Origin of the sequence: Caulobacter sp. CCG-8, assembly GCF_037402475.1 — a bacterium.
Taxonomy (GTDB): domain Bacteria; phylum Pseudomonadota; class Alphaproteobacteria; order Caulobacterales; family Caulobacteraceae; genus Caulobacter.
This window is the reverse complement of sequence record NZ_JBBEUD010000014.1, coordinates 114,049-136,092: the sequence shown is the minus strand read 5'-3', so window position 1 is coordinate 136,092 and position 22,044 is coordinate 114,049. Positions and strand designations below refer to the sequence as shown.

Below are 22,044 nucleotides of genomic sequence, written 5' to 3'. Positions count from 1 at the left end.
CGGAGCGGGGCAGGCGTCACCGTCTCATCAGGATCGGGATGGTCGAGTGCTTGCTGGTGTGGGCCGCGACGTGGGCGCCCAGGTGCTCGATGGTGATGTCGGTCGAGGCCGAGCCGATCGCCAGGCCGTCGATCTGCAGGTGGTCGATGCCGATCGGCAGCCGCGGGTCGGTCAGGCAGACCTCGCCCCGCCAGCCGTCGATGGTGATCCCCAGGCACGCCTGCAGCATCATGAAGGCCGAGCCGGCCGCCCAGGCCTGGGGCAGGCAGGCCACCGGATAGGCCACCGGCGGCTCGCCGGGCTGGCGCGGAAAGCCGCAGAACAGCTCGGGCAGCCGCATCTCGTAGTGGGCGGCGGTCTCGAACAGGCCCGAGGTCATCTCGACCACCCCGTCGCGGTGGCCGTAGCGGGCCAGGCCCATGGCGCAGATGGCGGTGTCGTGCGGCCAGACCGAGCCGTTGTGATAGCTCATCGGATTGAAGCGCGGCTCGCCCTGGGCCAGGGTCCGCACGCCGAAGCCGTTGTGGAAAGCCGCCGACAGCAGGGTGTCGGCGACCTTCTTGGCTCGGTCGGGCGAGGGCAGGCCGCAGAACAGCAGGTGGCCGGGATTGCTGCCCTTCACGCGACAGGGCTTGCCGTGGCCGTCGATGGCCATGGCGTAGAAGCCCTTGTCCTCCATCCAGAACCGGGTCTCGACCTCCTGGCGCAGGTGCTCGGCCTTGGCCCGCCAGCGCCTGGCGTTGTCGGGGTCGCCGCGCCGCTCGGCGAGGTCGGCCATGCCCTTGAAGGCGGCGAACGCGTAGCCCTGGACCTCGACCACGGCGATGGGGCCGTCGGGGAACTTGCCGTCCTCGTGGAAGACGCTGTCCTCGCTGTCCTTCCAGTTCTGGTTCGACAGGCCGGAGTCCAGGCCGCGGGCGTAGTCGATCAGGCCGTCGCCGTCGCTGTCGCCGAAATGCTCGATCCAGGCGATCGCCGCCAGCAGCGGCTCCCACAGGCCGTCGATGAAGTCGAGGTCGCCCGTGCGCTCGGCGTAGGCGCAGGCCAGGGCCACGAACAGCGGCGTGGTGTCGACCCCGCCGTAGTAGCGGCCGAACGGCAACTCGCCCAAGGCGGTCATCTCGCCCTTGCGGGTCTCGTGCATGATCTTCCCGGGGGCGCTGTCGCGGAAGGCGCTGACCTCCTCGGCCTGGTGCTCGGCCAGATAGCTCAGCACGCCCCTGGCCAGGCCCGGCTCGATCCACAGCACCTGCCAGGCGGTGATGATGGCGTCGCGGCCGAACGGGGTCGAGAACCAGGGGATGCCGGCGTAGGGGTAGGGGCCGGTGGCGAACTGGGTGGTCAGCAGGGCCAGGTCGGCGCGCGACTTCTCCAGCCAATCGTTGAACAGCCGGCCGGAACTGTGCAGCCGGGCGCCGCGCCGCCGGCGCCGGCGCATGTCGATCCGGGCCCGCGCCGCCGCCGCCCGCCAGCGCTCGCGCGTGGGCGGATGGGCGTGATCGACCCCCACCTCGACATAGAGGTCGAAGTGGGTCTCGGGCGTCAGCATGAACATGAAGTCCGCGCGCTGCGGGGCCAGGCGTCCGGGCGGCTCGGAGAACGAGATGATGCTGGTGCGCCGCACGCCGTCCAGGCCGTCATAGGCGTAGGAAACGCTGCGGCCGTTCATCTGGGCGGGCAGCACCCGGCCGCGGGCCTGGCGCTTGGAGCCGCGGACCTCGAACATGTCGTGGAAGTCGGCGTCGTACTCCAGGCTGACCGGCAGGATCACCATGTCGCGGCTGTAGTTGACGAAGCGCAGGCGCTCGTACAGCCGCTGGTCCCACAGGAACCGCTTGCGCTCGACGTGGATCGCGCCGTGCGGCGCGGCCGCGCCGCCCAGGGCCGGCAGCGGTTCGTTGGTCGAGTGCGAGGTGAAGAACACGTTGTCCTGCGACACCGCCGCGCTCAGCAGGGCGGGCGAGCGGCCGCCCAGCAGCAGGCGCAGCCGCGACAGCAGGCGGGTGTCGTCGTGGAACAGGCCGTCGGCCGCGCCCAGCACGTCGCCGAAGGCGTCGGCCACCAGGAAGGTGTCCTTGTCCTTCAGGGCGAACAGCCGATAGGGAACGCGCGGTTCGCCCGTTTCGCCCTGTTCGACGGCGCCGCCCGGCGTGGGGCCTGGTGTGAGATCGTCCATATCTTTCGGCCCCTTGCGCTGAGGTCCCTCGAAAGCCCGCCGCGCCGCGCGGTCGCGGCGGGCGGGCCCCAGATTCCTAAAACCTGATCATGTCTCCGACGCGGCGGGCGCGCGGGGCAGGGTCAGGCGCTTTGAGCCAGCGTCAGGCGCGGCGGCGCGGACGCCTCTTCCAGCCGATCATAGAGCTGCAGGTACCGGCGGGCCATCGCGGTCGCCGAGAACCGGATCTCGAACCGGCGGCGAATGTCGAAGCGGTTGAGGCGGTCCAGGCGGCCGAGGGCGGCGACCGCCTCGTCCTCGCCCCGGACGATGAAGCCGGTCAGGCCGTCCTCGATCACCTCGGGCACCGAGCCGCAGTCGTAGGCGATCACCGGCGTGCCGCAGGCCATGGCCTCGATCATCACCAGGCCGAAGGGCTCGGGCCAGGCGATGGGGAACAGCAGGGCGTCGGCGCCGCCCAGGAAGTCGGACTTCTGATGGTCGCCGATCTCGCCGACGAACTCGATCAGCGGATGGTCCATCAGGTGCTCGATCTCGTCGTGGAAATAGGCGCGGTCGGCCGCGTCGATCTTGGCGGCGATCTTCAGCTTCTTGCCCAGGCGCTTGGCGATGGCGATGGCCCGATCCGGCCCCTTCTCGGGCGAGATGCGGCCGAGGAAAGCCAGGTAACCTTCGGATTTCTCGCGGAAATCGTAGATCTCTTCGGCCATGCCGTGCAGCACGGTGCCGGCCCAGTTGGCGAAGGGCAGGGGCTGGCGCTGGTCGTCCGAGATCGAGACCAGCGGGAACTGGGGCCAGCGGCGGTAGACCCCCGGCAGGTCCTTCAGGTCCAGGCGCCCGTGCAGGGTGGTCAGGGTCTTGCCCGCCATGTCTTCGAACATCGGGAACTGGATCATGTCGGTGTGGAAGTGGATCACGTCGAACCGGTGGGCCTGGCGGCGGACCTCGGCCAGCATGGCCATGTGGGCGGCCAGGTCGGACTTCAGCGGCTCGGGGTCCAGGCGGATGGCCTGGTCGCGCACGACGACCAGCTCGGCCTTGGTGCGGGCGTCGCCGGAGGCGAACAGGGTCACGTCGTGCCCCAGGTCGACCAGGGCGTCGGTGAGGTGGGCCACGACCCGCTCGGTGCCCCCGTAAAAGCGTGGCGGCACAGCTTCGTACAGGGGCGGAACCTGGGCGATCCTCATCGATGAAATCCTGACGCTGGAAGGGCGCGGCGATGCGCCCCGACGTCGGATCAAACCGTCGGTGTGGCGTTAAGGTTCCGCATGGAAAATAAAGAACCATAAGCGGTCTGAACCGTTCGCCTTAGACGATACGGGCGTTGACGCGCCGGGATCGTGACGGCCATCTGAGGGTGCGCGGACTGGCCGCGTGCGAGCGTGCGACGAGACCTTTCGACGGTGATCAAGTCCTGGACCAAACGTGACGCACTGCTTGGCGGCGCGCTTTCTTTTCTGACCCTGTCGTCGGCCGCCGCGCAGATCCAGAACCCGCCCGTGGTGAAGGCTCCGCAGCGGGCGCCGCAGCAGCCGGTTCCCGCGCCGACCCCGCCCACCAGCGTCGCCCTGCGGCCCGACCAGATCGACCTGCTGGTCCGCACCCTGGGCCAGGCCTACACCCACGGCTTCGAGCCCGCCGCCTTCGCGCCCGATCCGCTGCTGCCGCTCCTGAGCGCCCGCGACGCCCTGACCCGCCAGGGCGCCCAGGCCCAGCTGATCGACCTGACGCTGCGCTACGCCCGGGCCGTGCGCACCGGCCGTCTGGCGCCGGACGCCTTCCCCGAGGACTGGGGCCTGCGCCCCATGCCCTACGATCCCGGTCCCGACTTCGTGCTGGCCGTCCAGCAGGATCGCCTGGGCCCGTGGCTGGACAGCCTGCCGCCGCCCTATACCGGCTACCAGACCCTGCGGAAGGGCCTGGCGACCTATCGCGACATCGCCGCCAAGGGCGGCTGGAAGCCGATCGCGGCGGGCGAGCCGCTGAAGCTGGGCGCCAAGGACGATCCGCGCATCGTCGCCCTGGAGGCCCGTCTGGCGGTCGAGGACGCGACGGTGGCCGTCGACAAGGCCCCGGTGTTCGACGAGGCCCTGCAGCAGGCCCTGATGCGCGCCCAGAAGCGCTTCGGCCTCAATCCGGACGGCGCCGTCGGCCCGGCCACCCTGGCGGCCCTGAACGTCCCCGTCGAGCGCCGGATCGACCAGATCCTGGCCAATATGGAGCGCTGGCGCTGGCTGCCCCAGCAACTGCCGTCCGACCGCATCCAGGTCAACATCGCCGCGGCGGTGATGAGCGTCTTCCACGACGACGCCCCGAACCTGACCATGCGGGCGGTGACGGGCCGTCCCGGCGACGAGACGCCCATGCTGCAGTCGACGATCCACTCGATCGTGCTCAATCCGCCGTGGAACGTGCCGTCCTCGATCGCCGCCAAGGAGCTGTGGCCCAAGGAGCGGGCCAATCCCGGCTACCTGGCCCGCAATGACTTCATCGTCATCTCGACGGGCGAGGGGACCTCGCGCCTGCAGCAGAAGGCCGGCCCCAAGGCGGCCCTGGGCCTGGTGAAGTTCGACTTCGACAACCCCTACGGCGTCTATCTGCACGACACGCCCAGCCGCTCGAAGTTCGCCAGCTTCAGCCGCCTGGCCAGCCACGGCTGCGTGCGCCTGGAAAAACCGATCCCCCTGGCCAAGCAGCTGCTGGCCACCAATCCGGACTGGCAGCCGGACGTGGTCGACGCGACCATCGCCTCGGGCAAGACGGTGCGCGCCCAACTGGGTCAACCCATAGCGGTCTTCCTGCTGTACTGGACCGCCTACATGACCCCGGACGGGCAGATGAACTTCCGCGACGACCCGTACGGATGGGACACCGTGCTGGTGCAGCGTATTGCCGCATCACGCCCCGGCTCAGCTTGACCCCCGGGCTCTCCTGAGGCCTCTTCCCCGGCGTTGGGCTTTTCAATTTGGAAAGACTCAGTCGGCTTTAGTGCTCGCGTGAGGGTCGCCAAGTGCGGCGGCCCGGCCTTCCGGCGCTCGCGAGGTCAGTCCGGGGAAGCGTACCATGATCGAACGACGCAAGCTGTTGGGGCTTGGCCTCGGCGTGCTCGGGGCGAGCGCGGTGGGGCCGATGGCGGCCTTCGCCCAGTCGAAACTGGGGTTCTCCGATCCGATCGCCGACCTGCTGCAGCGTCAGTCCGATCTGCCCGAGGGCATGGCCGACGACGCGCTTCCCGCCGCCGCTCCCGCGGCCGCCCCGATCGCCCAGCCGGTTTCCCGCGCCGCCGGCCACCAGCCCCGCTGGCTGAAGCTGCACAACATCCACACCCAGGAAAAGATCGAAGCGGTCTATTTCGAGAAGGGCGAGTACGTGCCCGACGCCGTCCAGGCCCTCGACAAGGTGCTGCGCGACTACCGCACCGGCGACGTCTATTCGATGCACCCCGAGCTGTTCGACACCCTGTCGGACCTGCACCAGAAGACCGGTTCCAAGTCGCACTTCCAGGTGATCTCCGGTTACCGCTCGCCCAGGACCAACGCCATGTTGCACGAACGCAGCGGTCAGGTCGCCAAGCGCAGCTTGCACATGGACGGCAAGGCCATGGATGTCTATCTGGAGGACGTCGCTCTGGATCGTCTGCGGGCCGCCGCCCTGGATCTCGGACGCGGCGGCGTGGGTTATTACCCCGTCAGCAATTTCGTCCACGTCGACGTCGGACCCGTCCGGCGTTGGGTCGGCTCCTAAGAGGGCCGCACACCAGAGGAAAGCCCGGATGGCCAAGGCCGAACGTCACAGCAACCCGTTCGGATGGATTCTCCTGGGAGCCCTGGTCGGCGCCATCGCCACGGCCGGCGTGCTGCTGATGGCCTCCTCGATGAACTTCAATCGCGGCTACGAAGAAGGCTCGACCGAGATCCGCACGGCCGCCGACGACGCCGCCGCCGCTGCGGCCGCGGCCCGTCCGACCCCGGTGGCCACCGCCCCCAAGCCCGAACAGCCGGCCCCCGCCGCCGTCGCCCCGGCGCCCGCCGAGCAGCCGACGGTCGACGCCCAGATGGCTGACGACGCCGCCGCGGCGGGCATGACCTCGCGGGCGGGCAGCGAGCAGCCGACGAACTAGGGGCGACCAGCTAGGCCGCGTCGCTCTCGGGCTTCTTCAGGTTCGTCAGGAAGGCCCGCGCCGCCGTGCGGTGCATCACCGCCAGGGCGTCTTCCAGCGCGTCGATGCGCTCGGCCTGCTTCAGGACCAGCCGCTCCAGGTCCTGCAGGCGTTCCTCGATCGGATCTCGCATGATGTCCTCCGCGTTCCCGGAGGCCATCGAGCGCCCGGCGCGCGGACAGGTCAAGACGGTGCGTTTGCACGCGAAAAGAAAAAGGCCCCGGATCGCTCCGGGGCCTTTCCTTTGCGGGAGCCGAAAGCCCTAGGACTTCGGCGCGGCCATCGGCGGCAGCTTGCCGGCGGCGGCCTTCATGGCCTCGTGCTGGGCCGGGGGCAGGGGGATCAGGCCGCGGCCCTGCAGGTAGCCGCCACGACCGGTCGCCGCGTCGGACACGAACTCGGCGATGAACTCCTTCAGGCCCGGGGTCACCCCGACCTGGTCCTTCTTGACGTAGATGTAGAGCGAGCGCGACAGCGGGTACTGGCCGCTGGCGATCGTCTGGGCCGAGGGCTTCACGCCGTTGACGGCCGCGCCCTTGATCTTGTTGCCATTCTCTTCGAGGAAGCTGTAGCCGAACACGCCCAGCGCGCCCGGGGTCTTCTCGATGGTGCCGACGATGGCGTTGTCGTTCTCGCCGGCGTCGACCCAGCCGCCGTCCGTGCGCAGCGGATCGACCTTGGCCTTGAAGGCCTTCTCGTCGCTTTCGGCCAGCGACTTGGCGGTCGGGAACTTCTTGGCGCCGCCCTCGATGGCCAGCTCGACGAAGGCGTCGCGGGTGCCCGAGGTGGGCGGCGGGCCGTAGACCAGGATGCGGTTGGCCGGCAGGCCGGCGCCGACGTCCTTCCAGGTCTTGTACGGGTTGGCCACGAACTGGCCGCCGCGCAGGACGTTCTGGCCCAGGCCCAGGAACAGGTGCTCGACCTTGAAGCTGTAGTCGGGCGAGGACTTGTCCATGGCCACGACGATGCCGTCGAAGCCGATCTTCAGCTCGACGATGTTGTTGACGCCCTTGGCCTTGCAGGCCTCGAACTCGGACTTCTTCATCGGCCGCGAGGCGTTGGCGATGTCGGGGAACTTCTCGCCCATGCCGCCGCAGAACATCTTGATGCCGCCGCCGGTGCCCAGGCTCTCGATCTTGGGCGACTTCTTGCCTGTCTTCTTGGCGAAGTTCTCGGCGGTGCGGGTGGAGAACGGGAACACGGTCGACGAACCGGCGGCCCAGACATAGTCGCGGGCGGCGTGGGCGCTGGAGGCGCCGGCCAGCAGGCCGAGCGCGGCGGTGGCTCCGAGCAGGGTCTTCATGGGGGACATTCCTACTTTCGAGGGGGCGAGAAGAAGGGGAACGCACGAAGCGTACGTCCCATGCCGCCGTCATTTGTCACAGTTTGGCGACAGTTTTGCGACAGCGTCCGTTCACGGACGATCCCGCCGTCCGGCCGCCCGCCATTTGGCGCCGCCCAGCGGGCGCGACGGTGCGATTGACCACCTAGGGTCGAGGTTCTACGCTTCCGGTAGCGTTCCGAGGAAGGGCGTCCGCATGAAGTCGATCCTTGTCTGCATGGCCGCCCTGTCTTTCGCGGCTCCGGCGCTCGCCGGCGAGTGGCCCAAGCAGGACTGGCGCCTGCTCAAGGTCACGCCCATGCCGCAGCAAACGCCGTCGGCCGCCCAAAGGGATGGCGGCGCCTCTCCGCCGCAGGTCCTGGCGACCGGCCCCGTGAGCGGCCGCCTCGGCGGCCCAGCGCCTGGCAGCCGGCAGAACATCGCCCTTGATCTGAACTCGATCGATCGCACCGGCGACAATGTCGAGCTCCGCTATTTCGTCTGGCCCGACGGGCGTTCGGAGATCACCGAGGTCTCGTCGCGGATCGACTGCTCGCGGACCGGCGAGCAGGTCGTGTCCTGGCGTCGATACGATCGGGACTTTGTCTCTGTCGGGGCCGGCGAGGAAGGCGTGAGGCGGACGGACGCGACCGCCAGGGCGGTCGCCAGCTACGCCTGCCATCCCAGCCGGGGCCAGAACGTCAGCGGGAAGTCCCTGCCGGAAGTGGTCCGCGGCGGATAGCGCGCCTCCGAGGCCTACAGCAGGTCCAGCAACCGTTCCTTGGGCCGGCACAGGGCCACGCCCTTGGGGGTGACCACGATCGGACGCTCGACCAGAATCGGTTCGGCGACCATGGCGTCCAGGATCTGGTCGTCGGTGACGCCCGGCGCGGTCAGGCCCAGGGCCTCGGCCGGCGTGCCGCGCACCCGCAGCCATTCGTGCGGCCGCACGCCCGCCTGGGCCATCAGCTCGGCCAACTGCTGGCGGGTCCAGGGGCGCTTCAGATACGGGATGATCGACGGCTCGTGGCCGGCGTCGCGGATCATCTGCAGCACGTTGCGCGAGGTCCCGCAGTTGGGATTGTGGAAGATCGTGATCGGAAAATCGCTCATGGCCCCGGTGAACCAGCCGCTGCGCGCGCTGTAAAGGCCGGACGCGTCAGACGGTCGCGGCGCGCCCTCAGGTCAAGTCAACCAAGCGGCAACCCTGCCCGGCGATCCTGCGCGCCAGTACGCGTAGAGGACTTTCCCGCCCATGACCGCCTTCGCCGCCCTGCGCAGCATCGCCTTCGCCTGCCTGATCACCTGCGCCGCCATGACCGCCGCCTGGAGCAGCCTGCGCCACGCCGTCTGGCTGAACGACCAGGATCGCGGCGACGTGGTCTGGATCAGGACGGCGAGCCGTTAGGCCGCCCGAGGCGACGGGCCCCCGCTACTTCACCACGCCGAACCGGAACTCGGTCGTCTGCTTGAACGTCTGGCCCGGCCGCAGGACGGTCGAGGGGAAGTTCGGGTGGTTGGGGCTGTCGGCGAAGTGCTGGGTCTCGATCGCCAGGCCCGCGCCCTTTTCGAGGCCGGTCCCGTCGGGACGCTTCAGCGCGCCGTTGAAGCTGTTGGCGGTGAACAGCTGGACTCCCGGCTGGGTGGTGGCCGCCTCCAGGGTGCGGCCGCTGGCGGCGTCGACCACCCGCACGGCCGGGACCAGCCGGCCGCGCCCCCCGCCGTCGACGACGAAGTTGTGGTCGAAGCCGTTGGCGAACTTGATCTGCGGATCGTCGGCCGTGACCCGGTCGCCCAGCCGCGTGGGCTTGCGCAGGTCCAGGGCCGTGCCGGCCACGGGGGCGATCTCGCCGGTCGGCAGCTTGCGGGCGTTGATCGGGGTGAAGGTCTGGGCCAGCACCTGGACGGTCTGGTCATAGACGTTTCCGCCGCCCGCCAGGTTGAAATAGACGTGGTGGCTGAGGTTGATCACCGTCGGCTTGTCGGTGACGGCGCGGTAGTCGATGCGCAAGGCGTTCTTGCGGGTGACCGTGTAGGTCACGGTCGCCTTCAGGGTTCCTGGATAGCCGCCTTCGCCGTCGGCGGCGGTGTAGGCCAGGGTGACGCCGGCCTCGCCGTGGCGCTGGAACGTCGTCCCCGTCCACAGCCGCGTGGCGAAGCCGGTGGGGCCGCCGTGCGAGGAGACGCCCTCGGCGCTGCTGGGCAGGTCGTGGCGCACGCCGTCGATCGTGAAGCCGCCGTTCGAGATGCGGTTGGCGTAGCGGCCCAGCAGCGAGCTGAAATTGGCCCGGGTCTCGTAGGCCTTCAGGTCGGCCAGCTCCAGGACGACGTTCTGCACGCGGCCCTCGCGGTCGGGGACGTTCACCTGGGTGATGACGCCGCCGTAGGACAGCACCTTCACGCTCATGCCGTGGTCGTTCTTCAGGGTGAACACCTCGACCGGTGCGCCGGCGGCGGTGACGCCGTACGGGGCGCGGGTCGCTTCGGCGGCCAGGGCCGGGCCGGCGGCCAGCAGCAGGGCGGCGGTGGCGAGGGTCAGGGTCCTGTACGCGGCGACAGCCATGGTTTCCTTCCCGGGATGCTCGTGTCGAGCTGTTATGGAAACCGGTGTCAGCCAAACGGCGGGCGAGATCAAGAGGCCGCTTCCGACGGATCGGAAACGGCCTCCCGATTTCGGTTCAAGTCTTCGTCAGGCTAGAACTGCCAGTCGAAGCCCAGGCGCACCGAGCGGGGCGTCTGGTAGGCCCGGACCTGGCCGTAGGTCAGGCTGGAGAGCCCGCCGGCCGTCTCGCCGAACTCGTCGTAGTCGGTGCCGCCCTGCAGGTTGAACAGGTTGAAGATGTCGGCCCGCAGCACGAGGTTGCTGTCGGTCTTGCTGCCCACCACCGGTACGACCGGCACGAAGCGGGCCGGCACGGTGTAGCGCAGCGAGACGTCGAACCGGGTGATCCAGTCGCTGTCGAACGAGGTCCCGCGGTTGACGATCTTGCCGCCGCAGAAGCGGGCGTTGGCCCCGTCGCCGTTGGCCTCCTGCCAGTCGGGCGCCGCGTTGGGCGGCGCCAGGCCGATGCAGCCGTACTTGCGTGGCGACAGGACCGAGAGATTGCCGCCCAGCAGCAGGTCCTCGAGCACGGCGTAGGAGCCGAACAGCTTGATCTGGTGCCCGCGGTGGTTGGGCAGCAGGCCGTAGGTGCCGGGGACATAGGCCAGGCGGTCGAAGTCGACGGTGATGCCGGCGTCGGTCTGGCCGTTGTCCGAGCGGGCCGCCCCTTCGAAATTGCCCTTCGATTCCGACAGCACGTACGAGCCGCGCAGGCCCCACTTGCCGTCGAACTCGCGGTCGAAGTTCAGCTCCAGCCCCAGATACTCGCGCTTGGCCTTGGGGAAGGCCATCTGCTGGGCGCTGATGGTGATGGTCTTGGCGGTTGTCTCGCCGGGCAGGGGATTGGACAGCTTGACCACCACGTCGCTGCCCGGATTGATGATCAGGAACTGGTGCGAGCCGTTCCAGACGTCGGTGCACCCGGTCTTGGCGGCGTTGGTCTGGGCGTAGCCGTTGGCCGAGCACCAGACCCGGATCGCCTGGTCCATCACCGTGTCCTCGCTGACCCGGCCCAGGTTGCGGTAGGTCAGGTTCACGCCGACCTTCCACAGGGCGTCGATCCGGTGCTCGTAGCCGATGATGTACTCGTCCTGATAGGTGGACTTCAGGTTCAGGGCCGAGACGGTGTCGGGCGCCGGCGCCAGGCCGTTGTTGCGGATCACGCAGGCCTGGGTGTTGACCGGCGCGATGCTCTTCACCGTGGCCACGCAGGGCACCAGGCTGCCGCCCGTGGCCTGGACGCCCACCCCGCCGATCGGCTTGCCGGTCAGAGGATTGAGCGTGAAGGTCGAGCCCGGCCCGCCGACCGGGAAGAAGAACTCCGAGGCGTCGATGGCGGGCGAGGCGGCGCGGAACGCCGTGTTCGAGGCCACCGGCAGGTAGGTGCGCCCGTACGAACCGTACAGCTTGTCGGTGCGGTTCCCGAACAGGTCGTAGGCGAAGCCCAGGCGCAGGGCGATCTCGTCGTCGAACTGCGAGAACGCCTGGCCCAGCGGGTTCATCACCTTGAACTGGTCCTTGCGGACGCCGAGGTTCAGGGTCAGGTCGCCGGTCACGTCCCAGGCGTCCTGGATGTAGTAGGCCCTGTTGCGCCCGGAATAGCCGCCGCCGGTCTCGAAGCGGCGCATCTCGACATATTCCTGGTTCGGCCCGATCGCGCCGCCCTGGGCCCCGCTGGCCCCGGCCTTGCGGTAGATCCAGTTGCGCTCGCCGTTGCGGACGGTGAACTGGGTCAGCAGGGTCTTCTCCTCGTCGAAGCCGCCGCGGATGTGGTGGTCGCCGAAGAACTTGAAATAGAGGTCGGCGTCGGCCCGGTAGAACTCGCGGTTGGCCAGGGACGGCACGGTCGACGAACTGGCGGTCTGGCGGCTGACGGTGGTGGCCGTGCCCGAGCGGTTGTCCTGGATCAGGGGCTCGGTCAGCAGGTTGCTGACCGACTTGTTGTCGACCTCGCTGCGGCCATAGGCGGCCGACAGGGTCAGCCAGTCGGTGAAGGTGCCGGTGTAGCGGGCCACGTAGTTCTCGCCGCCCTGGTACAGGCTGTCGGCGCTGGAGCGGTCGGGCAGGACCTGGTCGTTGGCCAGCAGGTACTGGTAGGTGTCGCGCTTGCGCTTCCGGCTGGTGTCGAAATAGGTGAACTCCAGGTGCTGGCGGCTGGTGACGTAGGCGTCCAGCTTGAAGGCGTAGAACGGATCGGCCGTGCGGTCCTTGGTGACGCTGGCGCGGGTGACGCCGGGCGCGGGGTTGGGGTTGTTGGTCCCGTTCTCCACCTTCAGGTCCTGGAAGGTGGCCAGGCCGTAGAAGAACAGACGGTCGCGGATGATCGGGCCGCCGGCCTCGACCGTCAGGCTGTTGTCGGTGCGGTGGGCCAGCGAGTTCCGCGAGATGGTGGTGTTGGGCATCTGCTCGCGCCACTTGTCGGGCTCGTAGCTGCCATGCAGGGCGAAGGTGAAGTCGTTGGAGCCCGACTTGGTCACGGCGTTGACCATCGCGCCGGTGCCGCGGCCGAACTCGGCGGGATAGCCGCCGGTCTTGACCTCGACCGACTTGTAGAACTCGAACGGCACCACGGCCGCGCCGATGCCGTTGACGAAGTTGGTGATGTTCAAGCCGTTGATATAGAAGACGTTCTCGCCGACCGAGGCGCCGCCCACGGCCGGCTGGGACTGGCCCTGGACGACGAAGTTGGTGGCGGAGTCGGCGGGGATGGCCGACGGGGCCAGCAGCACCAGCGAGGTGACGTTGCGGGCGATGGGCACCTGCTTGGTCAGGGTCTCGACATCGACCACCAGGCCGGTCGTGGTGCCCGCGAAGTCCAGCTGCGGATTGGCCGTGCCGGTGACCACCACCTCGGAGACGCTCGCGCCTTCCTCGTTGATCGTGAAGCCGAAATTGGCCGTCGAGCCGACGGTGACGCGGACGTTGGAGTCGTTGACCGGCTGGTAGCCGGCCTTGCTGATCGACACCGCATAGGCGCCCGACGGGATCAGGGCGATGCGGAACCGGCCGTCGGCGTCGGTGACCAGGTCGCGTTCGAAGCCCTGGGCCAGCGACTTGACCTTGATCGCGGCGCCGGCCACGGGCGTCCCGGAAGCGTCGGTGACCGTGCCGGCCAGGGCGCCCGAGCTGTAGTCCTGGGCCAGGGCCTGGTGCGGCGCCAGGCCGGCCAGGATCGCCAGCCCCAAGAAGGAGGCGAGCGGTGCGGCCGAGGCCAGGCCGGCCGCCATGGTCGTGGCCAGCAGCCGTCCGCGCCGGGTGGCGGATCGTCGATGTTGCGAACTCGAATGGGTGGACATGTAACCCCCTGTGTGTGAGCGCGAAGAGATTTCGCGTTATCTCAGACAGCGAATTACGGTCGTTGTGGTCAATAGATCGAGGGTTGATTATTAAAATACTGAAATGTTGTCGCGATACTGACACGGTCGAATTTGTGTACAGGGCCGTAAGTGTATTTATCGTATTCTGTATTTTATGCGTGAATATTGTTCACGCGCGAACACCCGCGCCGGCGTCGTCGGCGCGGGTGTTCTTTCGGCGGAGGTCCTGGTTCAGGCCGCGGGGACTTGGACGGTGGTCGGGATCGAGGGGCCGCGCCAGGCCGCGCGGGCCGCGAACAGGGCGATGGGCAGGCCCACCCCGAACATGTGGATGGCCAGGCCGCCGATCAGCACGTCGAGGTGCGGCGGGGGGCGGGGGCCGAACCGCAGCAGCAGGACCACGTAATTCATCACGACGTAGCAGCCGATCCCGTACAGCGGTCCCCACAGCCAGGGGCGGCGGTTGAGGGCGGGCAGGGCGCGGCTGGCCGCGACATAGACCAGGGCCATGACCAGGGCGATGCCGACGTGCAGGGCGCCGCCCAGGGCCGCGGCGGCCGCGCCGCCCGCGTAGGCGGCCTTGCCCAGCACGCCGCTGGCGATCGAGTGCAGGATCTTCTCGGGGCCGGTCCCGCGGGTCAGGCCGAAGAAGGTGAAGGCGTAGGTGATGTCCAGCAATGCGGCCGTCACGCCGCCGGCCACGACGGCCAAGCCGGGGCTGATTTCGCGCGCGGAACGGGACGGGGAAGGGGACAGGGCCATGGTCGATCTCAGTTGGCGCGCGTGGCGCGATGAAGGGCGGCGTCGGGCGTCGCGCGGACGTCGGCGGGCGCCGGGTCCGGCGCGGCGGCGATCGGGGTCTGGGCGGCGATCAGCTGCTCGATGCGGGCGGCCAGGGCCTGGCCGCGCGGCGACAGCCACAGCCGGCGCTCGCGCGGGTCCTCGACCCCGACCACGCAGTCCAGCAGGTCCAAGGACGGCGGCAGGGGCCGGTCGATCCCGGGCCCCGCCAGGGCGCGCGCCACGCGGGAGGCTCCGGCGTCGGTCAGGCCGCAGGCCAGGCCCAATTCGGTGACGTTGATGCCGGGGTTCTCGGCGACATAGAGGAAGGCCCGTACGCTGGTCAGGCTGATGGCGGGATGAATGCGCCGGAAGGTCTCCAGCGCCGCCAGCACGGCGTCGCGGCGGCGGATGCGGACGACCTCAGCCGTCATGATAGACCGCCAGGAGGCTGGGGCGGGTCCTGTAGCGGCGCGGCGCGGCGGTCTCGCCGGCCTTGGTCTCGCCGTTCAGCCGGGGCCGCAGGTGGTGGAAGGTGAAGGCGGCGGTGGCGTATTCGGCGCGGACGACCTCGAGCAGGGCCTGCGCCCGCCTCTGGTGCTCGGCCGCCTCGACATAGTCCAGGGCGGAGACCTCGATGGTGATCTGCGCTCGCAGGGTCAGCATCGGGATGTCCTTGGAGCGCGCGGTCATCTGGGCCCTCTCCGTGAGCATCGACTCTTGCCCGTCGATCTTGCCAGCCAGGGCCGCGGTGTCAGGCGTCGGGAGACCAACGGTCGGCGTGCTGCTGCCAGCGGCGGGATCGTCTGCCAACGGCGCCGCTCCGTCTGCGAACGGCGCTTTGCGCGGGGCCGCCCAGCGGCGACAATGGCCCATGACGTCGACGCCGGCCGCGCAGCAGCAGTCCCGGACCATCCTGATCGCCACGGCGGGGGTCTGGCTGCTGGCCTACGCCGCCCTGACCCTCAGCTGGGTCACGGCCAAGGCCCCGCACTTCTGGGACGGCTCGGTCCGGCGCGCGATCATCTGTGTGTTCGGCGCCTTGATGTGCCTGGCCATGCGGCCGCTGCTGCTGCGCTCGACGCCCTGGCCGTTCAGCCTGCGCCTGGCCCTGATCGCCGGCCTGTCTCTGATCGGCGCGCTGGTCTTCGGCGTGGTCGACTACGTGATCTATTGCGAGATCCTGCCGCGCTGGCCGGACTCGACCTTCTGGGGCGTGATGCTGATCGGCCGGACGGTGTTCTGGTTCTTCGCGGCCTGGGCGGCGATCTTCACGGCCGTCCACGCCGACCTGGCCGCGCGCGAGGCGCGGTTCAAGCTGGAGGCGGCGCGGGTGCTGGCCACCGAGACCCAGAACCGCATGCTGCGCTACCAGATCAGCCCGCACTTCCTGTTCAACACCCTCAACGCCCTGGCGACCCTGGTGATGGAGCGTCAGAACGACCGGGCCGAGCAGATGATCCTGGGCCTGTCGGGCTTCCTGCGCCGGTCGCTGGAGCGCGACGTGCGCGAGATGGTCACCCTGGCCGAGGAACTGGACGGCGAGCGGCAGTACGTAGCCATCGAGCAGATCCGGTTCGGCGACCGGCTGCGCTATGTGGAGCGCGCGCCCAGGGCCCTGACCGACGCCCTGGTCCCCAACCTGATCCTGCAGCCGATCATCGAGAACGCGGTCAAGCACGGCTTGGCCCGCAGTAGCGAGCCGCTGGTCATCGAGGTCGTGGTGGCCGCCGAGCGCGACGCCATGATGTCGGTCACCGTCACCGACGACGGCGTCGGCGGGGTCGGGGCGCCGCCCGGGCTGGGCGTGGGGCTGGAGAACGTCCGCCGCCGCCTGGAGACCCGCTACGGCGAGCGCGCCCGCCTGACCTGCGGCGCGCGCGAGCCCCGGGGCTTCCAGGTGCGCCTGGACCTGCCGGTGGAGCGCGCATGAGGAAGCGGGCATGAGCGACGAGGCCCTGACCGTCCTGCTGGCCGACGACGAGCCGCTGGCGCTGCGCCGCCTGCGCCGCCTGACGGGCGAGGTCGAGGGCGTGCGGATCGTGGCGACGGCCAGCGACGGCGACCAGGCTCTGGCCCTGGCGCGCGAGACCGCCGCCCAGGTGGTGATCATCGACATCAAGATGCCGGGCCGCGACGGGGTCAGCGTGGCCCGCGCCCTGGCCGGACCAGAAGGCCCGGTGGTGATCTTCGCCACCGCCTTCGACCGCTACGCCATCCAGGCCTTCGACCTGGCGGCCGTGGACTACCTGCTCAAGCCCTTCGACGGGGCGCGGGTGGCCGAGGCCCTGGCCCGGGCCCGGGCGCAGATCCGGGCGCGCGAGGCCGAGCAGCGGATCGGCGAGCTGCGGGCCATCGTCCAGGACCTGAGAGAAGGCGGGCGCGCCGCCGACAGCCGCTTCGAGACCGAGCTGTGGATCGACGGCCGGGGCGGGGCCCAGCGGGTGCTGGTGCGCGACCTCGACTGGATCGAGGCCGAGCGCGACTATGTCCGCCTGCACGTGGGCGTGCGAAGCTATCTGGTCCGGGACTCGATCCGCAACCTGGTCGAGCGGCTGGACCCCGAGGCCTTCGTGCGCATCCATCGGTCGGCGGTGGTCCAGCGCGACCGGGTGGCCCAGCTGGCGCCGCGTCCCGGCGGCGGGCTGACGGCGGTGCTGTCGACCGGCGCCCGGCCGGCGGTGGGCCGCAGCCACGCCGCGGCGGTGCGGCGGCTGTTCCGGCGCTCGTCGGGCCGGACGCGGACGTCCGAGCCTTCGTAAGAGGCCGCTGCAGGCCTGGATATCTTGGAGAGGGGCGCGGAGCGGAGCCGCCGCGTCGGACGCCAGAGGCTGTCCGGAAGAGCCGCGTCGTTCGACCGGGTGGGGCGAGCCGACGGGCGGGCGCTTCAGCCGTGTCGCTTGAAGGCCGGGATGAGCGGCCGGCGGTGAGGCCGGCCGCTCGCCGAGGGATTAGCCGTTGACGGCGTCCTTCAGTTGCTTGGCCGGCGTGAAGGCGACCTTCTTGCTGGCGGCGATTTCGATCGCGGCGCCGGTCGAGGGGTTGCGGCCGGTGCGGGCCGGCTTGGCCTGGACCTTGAACTTGCCGAAGCCCGGGATCGAGACTTCTTCGCCCTTCACGGCGGCGGTCGTCAGCGACTTGAAGACGCCGTCGATGATGGCCTTGGCTTGAGCCTTGGTCAGCTTGTCGTCGGCGGCCACGGCGGCGTCGACCAGATCCGAAACGTTCATAAATCAGCTCATCTGCTGGGAATCAAAAGAGACCCAACCCTGCCGGGCCAAACGCGCTTTGTCACCTCATGTTGAGAACAAGGGTTAACGCGCCGATCCGACGAAGGCGGGCAGGCGTCAGCTTGCGGAGAATCCCCGCCATATCAACCCCTTAAAGGAGCTCGGCGGCGCTGATCGCTGTGGAAATCTCGGCGCCGGCGGCAGGGCGGGCCGATTGTGCGGGTGCGAAGGCGACAGGCGAATCCGCGAGAATCGCCGAGGGAACCGCCCGGCTAGGGTTCGACGGTGCGGATCGCGGCGGGGCCGGCGGGCAGGGCCAGGGTCGCCTCGTGACGCAGTTTCCGGCCGTCGAAGGCGAAGGATTCGACCGTCTGGCCGACCATGCACTGGACCAGAAGACGCCGGGAATCGCGCGACCAGGCCACGCCCTGGCCCCAGGCGCCGACCGGGGCCTGGGCCACCTTGACCAGCCGTCGGCCGTCGATCCGCCAGACCTGGACCAGCCCCTGGAGGTGATAGCCGGGCGCCTTGGTCGAGAGGTTGGAGCCCTCGTTGACGTTGACGGCCACGTAACGGCCGTCGGGCGACATCTTCAGCCCCTCGGGCGTCAGGCCCACCGACACGGTGTCGACGACGACGGGGACGGGCGGGGCCAGGTCGATCAGGCTGATGGTGTCGACGTCGCGGCCGCCGCCGCCGATGTTGCCCGACACCGCGAAGCGGCGCGGCCCGTCGGTGTCGATCTGGTAGGGCCGCAGCCCGGCCGCCAGGCTCACGGAAGTCAGGGTCACCTTCGCGCCGTCGACGGCCAGCTGGACGATCCTGTGGTCGTGGTCGCGCGAGACCAGCGCCCGGCGGTCGCCGTCGAAGAAGATCGGCATGGCCGGCGAGGAGTCCGGGTCGCCCACCTTGACCTTGCCGGCCGGCGCGGCGACGCCGTCCGCCAGGGTGAAGACGCTGACCGTGCCCTCGGCGCGGTTGGCGACCAGGGCCAGGGTCCCGGCGCGGTTGATCGACACCCCCGAGGCCCCGGCCCCGGCGTGCAGGGTGGCGGTGACCTTCAGGGCCTTCAGGTCAATGATGCTGACCAGGTCGTCGGGAACGATCCGGGTCGGGTCGGCCGGGTCGATCCTGCGGGCCGAGGTGACCAGGGCGAACGACCCGTCCGGGGCCACCGCGACGCTGGACGGCGGGCCGATGACGCTGGTCGGCGCGGCCACCTCGCCGACGATCCGGGGCGGCGAGGCCGACAGGTCGATCAGCGACACCGAGTCCGGGCGCGGATGGGCCGGGACCACCTGGGCGCCGTCGTCCAGCACCTGCTTGCCGTCATTGGCCGAGACCGCGATCTGGGCGTGGCCCGTCCCGGCCAGGGTCTGGGCCAGGGTCAGGGCCAGGACGGCGGCGAGGAGCGGGCGGACGGGCATGCGGAAGATCCTGACGGTTCGGCGCGCGGCGCGCCAGTTGCTGCGAACGGCAAAGCGCGCGAACGCCGGGAGGGACGTTCGCGCGCCTCTGCTGTCGATGCGCGCGGCGGGGACAAATCCACCGCGCCATCGCTTCATCCGGGACTAGTAGGTGTAGCGAACGCCCAGAATGAACTCGCGACCCGTGTGGTGGTAGAACGAGCTCCGGTCGGCGACGGAGTCGTTGAACTGGTCCTGGTACTCGTCGGTCAGGTTCACCCCTTCGAAGGTGAGCTTGAAGTGGTCGTTGATCGTGTACTGCAGCGAGGCGTCGACGTTCAGCGTCTCGTTGGTGCCGTCGGCGTTGGTGCCGGCTTCCGAACCTGGGACGCGGGTCAGGTAGCTGTCACGATAGGCCACCGAGGCCCGGGCGCTCCATTTGCTGTCCTCGTAGTAGATCGTGGCGTTGTACGAGCTGGGCGACAGGCCCGTCAGGTTGGCCGTGGCCACCACCGCGCCGGCGCCGTTCAGGTAGTTGATCGACGATTTGACGTGCGTGTAGTTCAGCAGCACGCCGGTGTGGCTGAGGAAGCCCGGCAGGAAGGTCAGCGGCTGCTGGTAGTTGATCTCGTAGCCGGTCAGGTCGCCGCCGGGGGTGTTGCTGGGGGCGGTGAACTGCCACTGGGCGTCCACGCTGCAGCCGTTGGTCGTGCCGCAGGCGGCGATGGCCACGCTGTCGGGCAGGCCGAACGGGTTGCCGGTGAAGGTCGAGTTGGTCTGCAGCGTCTGGACGAAGCTGCCGATCTCCTTCTTGAACAGCGCCAGCGACAGCAGGCCCGACTGCTGGAAGTACCATTCGAACGACAGGTCGTAGGCCTTGGCCCGGAACGGGTCGAGGTTGGGGTTGCCGGCGCTGACGCTGCGGCCCGCGCCCGAGACGCTGATCGTCGCGCCCGGCGTCAGGCTGCCCAGGTCCGGCCGCGACATCACCTTGGCCGCGCCGAAGCGGATCAGGAAGTTGTCCATCGGCTCGTAGACCACGTTCATCGAGGGCAGGGTGTCGCTGTATTCGCGCGACGCCTCGATCGCCACCGGCGCGCCGCTGACATAGGTGTAGCCGTTCGAGTTCTGCTTGGTCTTGACGTAGCGAACGCCGAAGTTGCCGCGCAGGGGATGGCCGGCGACCTCGGTGTTGAAGTCGGCCTGGACGTAGCCGCCCAGGTCCTTCTCCTCGACGCCGCGGTTGTTGCCCAGCGCCGGCTCCTTGCCCAGCTTGAACGTGCCGCCATAGGCGGTCTGGTCGTAGAGGCTGAGCACCGAGGCGGCCTTCTGGACGTCGGGGATCAGCACGTCGACGCCGGCGAAGTTGGCGATCTTGCCGTAGGTCGAGCGGTCGATCGCCACCAGGGCGGCCGGCACGGTGGGCTCGATATTGGTGCTGGTGCCGTTCGAGCGGCGCACCTCGGTGGTGTCGAACTTGTATTCCTTGTACGAGCCGCCGGCGCTCAGCTTGAAGATGCCGAGATTGGCCCATTCGCCGTCCAACTGGGCGACGTCATAGGTGTTGACCGCCGACTGCGGGCGCTCGCGGATCTGGGTCAGCACCCACTTGGTGGGGTCGGTCAGGGCCGCGCTGCCGTAGTCTATCTTGGGCAGGTTGCCGTCGCTGTAGTCGTAGGAATAGCCCTGGACGTTGAACTGGTCGAACTGGACGGTCGTCTGGATCGGGTTCTGGTGGTCGGACTTGGAGTGGCCGAGCAGGCCGGTGATCTTGATGTCGTCGGTGATGTTCTGCTCGAGGTTCACGCCGAACTGGGTGAACTTGGTGTCCAGCTCGTCGAAGCGGTTCTCGACCCGCAGGTCGACGTTGTCGAACTTGCCGGCGATCATGGTGTTGTTGCTGTCGATCGTCGACGAGACCACGTGGGTCTGGGCGATGCCGCACGAGGTGGCGACGTTGGCGGCCGTGCAGGCCCCGCCGACGCTGAACGACGGCGCCTCCAGGTACTGCTCCTCGCGCGTGCCCTTGAAGTCGGCGTAGAGGGCGTCGAAGCTCAGCAGGGTCTTGTCAGTGGGCCGCCACTGCAGCGACAGGGTGCCGCCCAGGCGCTTCTGGTCGTCGGTGTAGTTGTCGTATCGCGGGAAGCGCGGGTGGAAGGCGGCGTTGTTGGCGGCGGCGGCCGGGTTGACCGTGGTCGGCAGGCCCGCGCCGTTGGGCAGGGCGTCGAAGCCCGGGCTGAAGGCGTTGCCGGTGGCCCAGCGCACGGTCGAGGAGCCGTTGTCGTCCAGCTGGCGCTTGGTGTAGGCGACCGACAGCAACGCGCCGAAGGTGTCGTCCTTCCACGTGTTGGAGATCATGAAGGCGCCGCGCGGATTGGTCGACTTGGCCAGGTCGTTGTAGCTGCCCTGCACCGAGCCGGCCATCTTGAAGCCGTGATAGTCGAAGGGGCGGGCGGTGCGCAGGTCGACCGTGGCGCCCAGCGAGCCTTCCTCGATGGCCGCCTCGGCGGTCTTGCGCACGGTGATGGCGCTGAACAGGTCCGAGGCGAAGACGTTGAAGTCGAACGAGCGGCCGCGGTTGGTGCCGCCGCCGGCGTCCGAGCCGCCCGCGGTGGTCAGGGCTTCCATGCCGTTGATGCGCACGCGGGTGAACTGGGGACCCAGGCCCCGCACCGAGATCTGGCGGCCCTCGCCGCCGTCGCGCGCCAGGGCGACGCCGGGGATGCGCTGGATGGATTCCGAGAGGTTCAGGTCGGGGAACTTGCCGATGTCCTCGGCCAGGATGGAGTCGACGGCGGCCGACTCCTCGCGCTTGACGTTCAGCGCCTTGGCCAGGCTGGAGCGGAAGCCGGTGACGACCACTTCTTCCACCGAGGTCTGATCATCGGCGGCGGCCGGCGCGGCCTGCCGCGCGGCGGCGGGGGTGGCGGCGAGGCCGAAGCAGACAGCGGCCATGGACGCGCTCGCCAACCAGACGCGGCGTTGAACTGTAGACATGTATCTTCCCTCCCGACGGGACTTTAGTCCGGACCCTGTTCGGTCCTGTTTTCGGG

At 69.4% G+C, this 22,044-nt stretch carries 20 protein-coding genes; 7 read left to right on the top strand and 13 right to left on the bottom strand.

What is annotated here, in order from left to right; translation table 11 throughout:
* Window positions 1-16: 16 nt before the first annotated feature.
* Together WAE60_RS15170 and WAE60_RS15165 are read right to left on the bottom strand one after the other, a co-directional pair.
* Complete coding sequence (locus tag WAE60_RS15170) at window positions 17-2,176, bottom strand: amylo-alpha-1,6-glucosidase (RefSeq protein ID WP_337687416.1); 2,160 nt, start codon at window positions 2,174-2,176, stop codon at window positions 17-19.
* Window positions 2,177-2,298: 122 nt separating this feature from the next.
* Window positions 2,299-3,363, bottom strand: a complete 1,065-nt coding sequence (locus tag WAE60_RS15165) for a glycosyltransferase family 4 protein (protein ID WP_337687415.1) — start codon at window positions 3,361-3,363, stop codon at window positions 2,299-2,301.
* Window positions 3,364-3,582: 219 nt separating this feature from the next.
* Between WAE60_RS15165 and WAE60_RS15160 the strand changes: the two genes are divergently transcribed.
* From WAE60_RS15160 to WAE60_RS15150, 3 genes are all read left to right on the top strand, one after another.
* Window positions 3,583-5,094 (top strand): L,D-transpeptidase family protein, encoded by a 1,512-nt coding sequence (locus WAE60_RS15160; protein WP_029912665.1) that lies wholly within the window; start codon window positions 3,583-3,585, stop codon window positions 5,092-5,094.
* Window positions 5,095-5,239: 145 nt separating this feature from the next.
* Window positions 5,240-5,920 carry a DUF882 domain-containing protein gene (locus WAE60_RS15155; RefSeq protein ID WP_081916770.1) on the top strand — a complete coding sequence of 227 codons (681 nt, stop codon included), beginning with the start codon at window positions 5,240-5,242 and terminating at the stop codon, window positions 5,918-5,920.
* A gap of 28 nt (window positions 5,921-5,948) precedes the next feature.
* Window positions 5,949-6,296: a hypothetical protein gene (locus WAE60_RS15150; protein ID WP_337687414.1), complete on the top strand. Its 348-nt coding sequence runs from the start codon at window positions 5,949-5,951 to the stop codon at window positions 6,294-6,296.
* A 10-nt stretch (window positions 6,297-6,306) separates the two neighbouring features.
* Here the strand turns inward: WAE60_RS15150 and WAE60_RS15145 are convergent, their stop codons facing one another.
* Window positions 6,307-6,468: a hypothetical protein gene (locus WAE60_RS15145; protein ID WP_156035766.1), complete on the bottom strand. Its 162-nt coding sequence runs from the start codon at window positions 6,466-6,468 to the stop codon at window positions 6,307-6,309.
* Window positions 6,469-6,597: 129 nt separating this feature from the next.
* Window positions 6,598-7,638: a substrate-binding domain-containing protein gene (locus WAE60_RS15140; RefSeq protein ID WP_029912677.1), complete on the bottom strand. Its 1,041-nt coding sequence runs from the start codon at window positions 7,636-7,638 to the stop codon at window positions 6,598-6,600.
* A gap of 235 nt (window positions 7,639-7,873) precedes the next feature.
* On the opposite strand from WAE60_RS15140, the gene WAE60_RS15135 reads away from it, so the two are divergent.
* Window positions 7,874-8,398 (top strand): hypothetical protein, encoded by a 525-nt coding sequence (locus WAE60_RS15135; protein WP_337687413.1) that lies wholly within the window; start codon window positions 7,874-7,876, stop codon window positions 8,396-8,398.
* Between the two features lie 14 nt (window positions 8,399-8,412).
* Here WAE60_RS15135 and arsC read toward each other — a convergent pair whose 3' ends face one another.
* The gene (gene arsC, locus WAE60_RS15130; RefSeq protein ID WP_337687412.1) at window positions 8,413-8,769 is read right to left on the bottom strand and encodes an arsenate reductase (glutaredoxin); all 357 of its coding nucleotides are present in this window, start codon (window positions 8,767-8,769) and stop codon (window positions 8,413-8,415) included.
* A gap of 142 nt (window positions 8,770-8,911) precedes the next feature.
* Between arsC and WAE60_RS15125 the strand changes: the two genes are divergently transcribed.
* Window positions 8,912-9,064, top strand: a complete 153-nt coding sequence (locus WAE60_RS15125) for a hypothetical protein (RefSeq protein ID WP_337687411.1) — start codon at window positions 8,912-8,914, stop codon at window positions 9,062-9,064.
* Window positions 9,065-9,088: 24 nt separating this feature from the next.
* Here the strand turns inward: WAE60_RS15125 and WAE60_RS15120 are convergent, their stop codons facing one another.
* The 5 genes from WAE60_RS15120 to WAE60_RS15100 all read right to left on the bottom strand — a co-directional run bounded on the left by WAE60_RS15120 (window position 9,089) and on the right by WAE60_RS15100 (window position 15,048).
* The gene (locus tag WAE60_RS15120) at window positions 9,089-10,219 is read right to left on the bottom strand and encodes an aldose epimerase family protein (RefSeq protein WP_337687410.1); all 1,131 of its coding nucleotides are present in this window, start codon (window positions 10,217-10,219) and stop codon (window positions 9,089-9,091) included.
* Between the two features lie 131 nt (window positions 10,220-10,350).
* Window positions 10,351-13,554 (bottom strand): TonB-dependent receptor, encoded by a 3,204-nt coding sequence (locus tag WAE60_RS15115; RefSeq protein ID WP_337687409.1) that lies wholly within the window; start codon window positions 13,552-13,554, stop codon window positions 10,351-10,353.
* Between the two features lie 252 nt (window positions 13,555-13,806).
* The gene (locus WAE60_RS15110) at window positions 13,807-14,337 is read right to left on the bottom strand and encodes a hypothetical protein (protein ID WP_337687408.1); all 531 of its coding nucleotides are present in this window, start codon (window positions 14,335-14,337) and stop codon (window positions 13,807-13,809) included.
* An 8-nt stretch (window positions 14,338-14,345) separates the two neighbouring features.
* Window positions 14,346-14,789, bottom strand: coding sequence for a MarR family transcriptional regulator (locus WAE60_RS15105; RefSeq protein WP_337687407.1), 444 nt, complete (start codon window positions 14,787-14,789; stop codon window positions 14,346-14,348).
* On the bottom strand, window positions 14,779-15,048 hold the full coding sequence (locus tag WAE60_RS15100) for a hypothetical protein (RefSeq protein WP_337687406.1): 270 nt from the start codon (window positions 15,046-15,048) through the stop codon (window positions 14,779-14,781). The genes WAE60_RS15105 and WAE60_RS15100 overlap by 11 nt, the downstream gene beginning before the upstream one ends.
* A gap of 181 nt (window positions 15,049-15,229) precedes the next feature.
* On the opposite strand from WAE60_RS15100, the gene WAE60_RS15095 reads away from it, so the two are divergent.
* Window positions 15,230-16,288 carry a histidine kinase gene (locus WAE60_RS15095; RefSeq protein ID WP_051695643.1) on the top strand — a complete coding sequence of 353 codons (1,059 nt, stop codon included), beginning with the start codon at window positions 15,230-15,232 and terminating at the stop codon, window positions 16,286-16,288.
* Between the two features lie 10 nt (window positions 16,289-16,298).
* Window positions 16,299-17,117 carry a LytTR family DNA-binding domain-containing protein gene (locus WAE60_RS15090; protein ID WP_337687405.1) on the top strand — a complete coding sequence of 273 codons (819 nt, stop codon included), beginning with the start codon at window positions 16,299-16,301 and terminating at the stop codon, window positions 17,115-17,117.
* 189 nt (window positions 17,118-17,306) lie between these two features.
* Here WAE60_RS15090 and WAE60_RS15085 read toward each other — a convergent pair whose 3' ends face one another.
* From WAE60_RS15085 to WAE60_RS15075, 3 genes are all read right to left on the bottom strand, one after another.
* Window positions 17,307-17,585, bottom strand: coding sequence for an HU family DNA-binding protein (locus WAE60_RS15085; protein ID WP_029912708.1), 279 nt, complete (start codon window positions 17,583-17,585; stop codon window positions 17,307-17,309).
* A gap of 272 nt (window positions 17,586-17,857) precedes the next feature.
* Window positions 17,858-19,012, bottom strand: coding sequence for a YncE family protein (locus tag WAE60_RS15080; protein WP_337687404.1), 1,155 nt, complete (start codon window positions 19,010-19,012; stop codon window positions 17,858-17,860).
* 144 nt (window positions 19,013-19,156) lie between these two features.
* A complete protein-coding gene (locus WAE60_RS15075; RefSeq protein WP_051695650.1) occupies window positions 19,157-21,946 on the bottom strand; it encodes a TonB-dependent receptor in 2,790 nt (929 codons plus the stop codon).
* Window positions 21,947-22,044 lie beyond the last annotated feature (98 nt).